Annotated in this window: 4 protein-coding genes; all 4 read right to left on the bottom strand. The window is 71.9% G+C overall.

From position 1 onward, the window contains the following. Nucleotides 1-20 precede the first annotated feature (20 nt). Complete coding sequence (locus tag M3677_RS11585; protein ID WP_209683971.1) at nucleotides 21-446, bottom strand: hypothetical protein; 426 nt, start codon at nucleotides 444-446, stop codon at nucleotides 21-23. 121 nt (nucleotides 447-567) lie between these two features. Next, nucleotides 568-1,281, bottom strand: a complete 714-nt coding sequence (locus M3677_RS11590; RefSeq protein ID WP_081985203.1) for a 1-acyl-sn-glycerol-3-phosphate acyltransferase — start codon at nucleotides 1,279-1,281, stop codon at nucleotides 568-570. 142 nt (nucleotides 1,282-1,423) lie between these two features. Beyond that, nucleotides 1,424-4,573 (bottom strand): hypothetical protein, encoded by a 3,150-nt coding sequence (locus tag M3677_RS11595; protein WP_251160625.1) that lies wholly within the window; start codon nucleotides 4,571-4,573, stop codon nucleotides 1,424-1,426. Between the two features lie 157 nt (nucleotides 4,574-4,730). After that, nucleotides 4,731-6,127: beta strand repeat-containing protein (locus M3677_RS11600; protein ID WP_368859911.1), on the bottom strand; the 1,397-nt coding region annotated here is incomplete at its 5' end.

The raw sequence follows: 6,127 nt of genomic DNA on the forward strand, positions 1-6,127 counted from the left end.
CGGTGGCGGTGCCGGTCGGCTCAGCCGCGGACGACGCCGTCGCGCGTGATGCGCTCGAGCTCCCCGACGACGGCGTCGACGACCGCGCGGGTGATCGCATCGGTCACCGCTTCGACCAGGGCGAGCTGGTCGGGCGTGACGGCGACCTCGTTCGGGAGCGCGGTCCCGACCCGCTGCGGGATCTCGTCGATCGCGGCGACGAGGGCAGCCGGCACCAGGGCGGACCGCATCGGGGACACGGGAGCCGTCAGCGGCGAGGTGGGTGCGGGGACGACCCGGGTGCGTGCGGCGGTGACGGAGACCGCTGCTGCCGGAGCGGGCGTCGCCGTCGGGGCCGGTGCCGGTGCCGCCGGAAGGGTCACCGCGGGCTGCGCCTGTTCCGGAGCCGTGGTCGCGGCGCGGGAGGCCCGACGCGAGATCGAGTCGAAGAGGGGCGTGGAGGACATGCTGCTTGCCTTCCGGTCAGTGGTGGATCGGGCCGTCCTGGGCGGTCCGACTGGGCTCGTGCCTCGGGCACGAGGACGATTCAACCACTGATATTCCGAATGTGCAATAGCGCGTTCTGGATCAGTCGGGCTCGACCGCTTGCGTCGGGTCGTCGCGCCGCAGCACCTGCTTGACCCGCTCGACGATCGTCGACGGCGGATTGTTGTAGGCGTTCGCGGGTTCCTGCCCGCTCAACGCCTGGATCGCGTCCATCACGGCGTCGGTCGCGTGGCGCCGTGCACGGCCGGACGACGCCTCGCCGAAGTGGGACAGGTCCATCGGTGCACCGAACTCGATGGTGACGCGGGCGAGCCGCGGCAGCCGCGAGCCGACGGGCTGCACGTCCTCGGTGCCGGTGAGTGCGACCGGCACCACCGGCGCCCCGCTCGTCAGCGCCAGCCAGGCCACGCCGGTCCGACCCTTGTAGAGCCGACCGTCGAGGGACCGGGTGCCCTCGGGGTAGATGGCGAAGGCCTCGCCGGCCTCGAGCCGCTCGAGCCCGAGGTCGAGGGCGTGCTGCGCCGCGGCTCCCGCTCCGCGTTCGACCCCGATGGCACCGATCCCGCCGAAGAACGCGCGCGAGACCGCACCGCGCAGACCGGTCCCGGTGAAGTACTCCTGCTTGGCCAGGAAGGACACCTTGCGCGGCGCCATGAGGGTGATCGCCGGGGAGTCGATGAAGGACCTGTGGTTGCTCGCCAGGATGACCGGCCCGTGCTTCGGTACGTTCTTCCGTCCCACGATGCGCGGTCGCCAGACCAGGCGCGCGAGCGGGGTCACCACCGCACGGCTCATCGTGGTGGCGAACTTCGTCGTACCGGGCAACCGGGCCTCCTCGTCGTGGGAGGTTCCGAGTGTAGTGAGCGCGGAGCGGGCTGCATGCCGCGATCGGAATGGAAGCAGCGCGGGGACCACGAGGGCCCCCGCGCTGCACGGTTCAGCCGTCGTGCGACTCGTGCCCGGGAGCCGAGCGACGACGACGTGCGAGGCCCCAGAGGAGCACCCCGACGAGGATCCCGCCGACCGCCAGGGGCACCGCCGCGAGCACGGTCGACCCGGTGAACGCGAGCTCGGGCACCACCGGCGCGGCGGTCGGCGCCGGCGTGGGAGCCGGCTCGGTCCGGAGCTGCTTCGAGAACCAGGGCGAGAACACCCACGTCGGTCGTTCGTGCGCCGTACCGGGCGTCACGACGAGGCCGGAACGCGTGACCGACTCGTCCGCAGCACCGTCGACGTCGACCAGCCGACCCTTGGCACGAGCCGTCAGCTCGAGCTCACCGGCGGATGCGGCGGTCGACGTGACCTGGGTCGGCGTCTCCGTGGCACACGTCGTCGTCGCGCCGGGCGCGAGTTCGTCGACGCCACAGGGGACCGCCGAGTCGAGCCCCTCGGACTCGATCGCGAGCGAGTCGACCGTCCGGTTGCCGGTGTTCCGCACGGTGAACGACGCGTCGACCGTCGCGCCGGGCCGCAGCGGCTCGTCCGTGCTCGTGGTGATCGCACCCTGCACGTCGAGGCCGCCGCGTCCGGTGAGCCCGACACGGACCCGGTCGGACGCCTCGACGGAGGAGCTGTCCGGGGCCACGGCATCGGCGGTGACCGGGACGGTCAGCGCACCGGCATCGACGTCACCCTGGGTGAGGGCGCTGTCCTCGGTACGGCAGACGGTCTCCGCGCCGGGAGCGAGATCGATCTCCGCGCACGTCGCCTCGTCACCTCCGATCGTGGCCGTCACCGCTGTCAGCGTCGTGTCGCCGTCGTTCCGCACGGTGGCGCTCCGCTCGACCAGGTCGCCCGCCTCGGGCACCTCGTGCTCCGACGCCGCCAGGTTCGCGGACGCCGTGACGCCGAGCGCCGGGTGACGGGGGACCTCGACGGACGTGGACGCATCGGCTCTGACGGCGGTGCCGTCGGGCGCGGCGCCCGAGACGACGGCCGCGACGTCGACCCGGCCGGCATCGACGTCCGCCTGGGTGACCTCGTGCACACCGACCACGCACTCGGTGGAGGCGCCCGGCGTGAGCTCGGTCGCGTCACACGCGGGTGCCAGCTCCGGGCGCCCGGGCACGGCGTACGACAGGTCGTGCACGGTCACGTTGCCCGTGTTCCGGACCGTGCCCCGCAGCGCGATCGGCTCCCCGACGTGCAGGTCGTCGTGCGAGGCAGAGAGCGACGCCTCGAGCGCCGCAGCTGGGTGCTGGGTCCGGACGTCGGTGGTCGCAGCGGCCGTCACGGCGTCACCCGAGGGCGGCAGGGCCGCGGACGTGAACTGCAGCGTCACGCCGCCGTTGTCCACGTCCGTCTGCTCGACGCGGTACCCGGTCGTCGTCGCGCACGTGACGGACGCTCCCGGTGCGAGCGTGGTCGACGGGCAGGCGACCGGCAGGTCGCGGCCCGCGGCCTCGACCGAGGCGTCGTGGAGCGTGACGTTGCCCGTGTTGGTGACCACGGCCTCCAGGTCGACCTCGTCGCCGACCGCGGCCGGCGTCGACGACGTGGGCCGCGCCTCCAGGCCGAGCGCCGGAGCAGCCGGGGTGGTGGGGACGGACGCGGATGCGGTCGCCCCCACCGCCGCGTCGAGCCGCGATGCCGCGGACACGGTGACCGAGTCGTCGACGCGGCCGGCGTCGACGTCGTCCTGGGTCACCGCGCGAGCCGCGGTGGTGCAGGTGGTGCTGGCACCGACCGGGAGGCTCGTGGCGACACAGTCGGTCGGGTCCTGTCCGGACGTGACGGCGAGGTCGTGGATCGCCACGTTCCCGGCGTTCGTCACCGTGACGCGGAAGGCCAGCTGCTCACCGAGGTCGGCGACGGCGTCGCCGTTGCCGCCGGTGAGGACCGGCTCCTCGGTCACGGTGAGCGCGTTGTGCTCGGCCGCGAAGGCGATCTTCGTGTCCACGGCGTCCTCGAGGCCGCGCGACGTGGTGACCGACGAGGCGTCGAGCGTGTGGTTCCCCGGCGTCGTCGTCGTGATGTCGAGCGCGATGGTGCAGGCGGCCTCCTCGTTCCTGAGGTCCCCGGAGGCCTGCACGGTGTGCCCGCCGGCCGTTGCCTCGACCGTGCCGTTCGCGCAGGTGGTCGCGACGTTCGGCTGGTCCGCGATGCGGAGTGCGTCGGGCAGACCGTCCTCGAACGACCAGCCGGGCTTGCTGCCGGCCTCGCTCGTGTTCAGCACCGTGAAGGTGAGTCGCGCCGTGTCACCGACGATCAGGTCGTCGCCGGTCAGGTCGGCGCGGAGTTGGGGCGTCGAGTCGTAGACGGTGACCTGGTCGATCGCCCCGTCGTTGCCGCTCGGCGAGGTCTGCTCGTTGCGCATCACCCAGCGGATCGCGTCGCCGTCGAACAGCAGGCCGCCCTTCGAGACGAACGAGCCGCCGCGGAGCGGGACGCCGTCGGTGTCCAGGTCCTTCGACGCTGCGTCGGTGCACGGGTCGATCGCGTGGTCGGAGACCGGTCGCTCGACCTCGCCGTCGATGAGCGCGAAGTTGAGCAGGGGATGCACGTAGTTCGTGCAGGCCGCCGCTGCGGCGTTCACACCGAACGAGATGAACCGACCCGGGTCCTTGATCTTCGACGTCTGCACGGACTCGGCCTGCACGGCGCCCTTCGGCACGGCCTTGTCGGTCGTCCACGCACTCACGACGTGGTTCGCCTTCGGGTCCGCGCTGCCACCGACGGTGCCGAGTGCGGTCGCGAGGGCGCGGAGCGACGAAGCCCCGCACGAGGACGGCAGATCCGTGGTCGCGCCGTCGAGGATGATGCCGTTGCACTGGTCGTGGTCGAGCCATGCCGGGTCGGCGGTGTAGCGCTCCCCTTCGGCGCCGACGTAGTCCTCGAGCCCGATCCACTGGTCGGTGGTGTCGTGCTCGAAGCCCTCGGAGTACAGGACCTGCGGATCCGGGGCCGGGCCACCGTGCGGGGCAGCCGACGCCTTGGCGGTGTGTTCGGCGACGGTCGAGGCCGAAGCGGGTGCCGGGACGACCGCGGCAGCCACAGCGGTGCTGCCGAGGACGACGGTCGTGAGCCCGAGGGCCGTGGTGGTGAGCACGCGACGACGTCGGGCGTGCTGGGTGTTCAAGTGGTGCATGTGCTTCCTGGTCTCCGGCCACCCAGGTGGGTGGCGGTCTGGCCGTGGGCAGGTGCGGACGCCCGGGGTGGTCGTCCCGGGGGTACGCAGAAGGGGGAGGCGACGGGTGGTGCCGTCGCCTCCCCGGTGTCACCGGGTGTGGTGACGGGTGGTGGGACTACGCGTCCTCGCGCGACTTGCGACGCTTCGCCGCGAAGAGGACGAGACCGCCCAGCGCGGTGAGCAGCGCTGCCAGCGGCGCGACGACCGGCAGGACGTCGGAGCCGGTGAAGGCGAGCTCGCCGGAGGCCTGGCCCGCCGCGTCACCCGAGGCGTCCGAGGTGGACTTCGCGATCGCCGCCGAGGACGACGCTGCGGAGGCGTTGCCGTTCTTCGCCGCGGACGCCTTCGCGTTCGTGGCGCTCGAGTTGTCGGCGTTCGCCGCCTGGTTCGCGGCGCCGAGCGCTGCGATGTTGGCGTCCGAGTCCACGTCCTTCGACGTGTCGGCCGAAGCTGTCGTCACCATGTTGCCTGCGACCTGCGCCGCCGACTTCGCGGTGATGTCCGCCGCAGCCGTGGCCTCGCCGGTGTTGTCCGAGTTGGCCGCAGGCAGGGCAGCACCCTGGACGCTGGCGTTGGACTTGTCGTCCGCCTTGTACGACGCCGTTGACGAACCCGCGGCGTTCTTGTTCGCGGTGGAGTTCGCGTTCGAGCCCTTCGAGTTCGTCGAGCCCTGGTTCTTGTCCGAACCCTGGTTCGTGCCGTCGGTGTTCGTCGCACCCTGGTTCTCGTCCGAACCCTGGTTCGTACCGTCGGTGTTCGTCGCACCCTGGTTCTCGTCCGAACCCTGGCTGGTGCCGCCGGCCTCGGTCGACGCGTTCGTCGTCGAGGTCGCGATCGCACCGGACTTCGACGCGGCACCGGCACGGCCGTTGCCCGCCGACGTACCCTTCGCGTTCGTGCCACTGCTGTTGTCGGCGTTCGCCGCCTGGTTCGCAGCGCCGAGGGCAGCGATGTTGGCGTCCGAGGCGATGTCCTTGGATGTGTCCGCCGAGGCCGTCGTCACCATGTTGCCCGCGACCTGCGCCGCGGACTTCGCGGTGATGTCACCCGCGGCCGTGGCCTCACCCGTGTTGTCCGAGTTCGCCGCACCGATGGCAGCTCCGACGATCGACGCGTTGGAGTTGTCGTCGGCCCGGAAGGACGCCGTGGACGAACCCGCGGCGTTCTTGTTCGCGGTGGAGTTCGCGTTCGAGCCCTTCACGTTCCCACCGGTCTGGTCGGTGCCGTTGTCCTGGTCAGCGCCACCGGTGTTGTCGGTGCCGTTGTCCTGGTCCGCCCCACCGGTCTTGTCGGTGCCGTTGTCGGTGCCGTTGTCCTGGTCCGCGCCACCGGTCTTGTCGGTGCCGTTGTCGGTGCCGTTGTCCTGGTCCGCCCCACCAGTGTTGTCGGTGCCGTTGTCCTGGTCCGCCCCACCGGTCTGGTCGGTGCCATTGTCCTGGTCCGCCCCACCAGTGTTGTCGGTGCCGTTGTCGGTGCCGTTGTCGGTGCCGTTGTCCTGGTCAGCCCCACCAG

The organism is Curtobacterium sp. P97, from assembly GCF_023712445.1.
GTDB lineage: Bacteria > Actinomycetota > Actinomycetes > Actinomycetales > Microbacteriaceae > Curtobacterium.

Bases quoted from the DNA above. Each gene is read 5' to 3' on its own strand.
- M3677_RS11590 (WP_081985203.1), bottom strand. From the start codon at position 1,281: ATGAGCCGTGCGGTGGTGACCCCGCTCGCGCGCCTGGTCTGGCGACCG.
- M3677_RS11585 (WP_209683971.1), bottom strand. From the start codon at position 446: ATGTCCTCCACGCCCCTCTTCGACTCGATCTCGCGTCGGGCCTCCCGC.
- M3677_RS11595 (WP_251160625.1), bottom strand. From the start codon at position 4,573: ATGCACCACTTGAACACCCAGCACGCCCGACGTCGTCGCGTGCTCACC.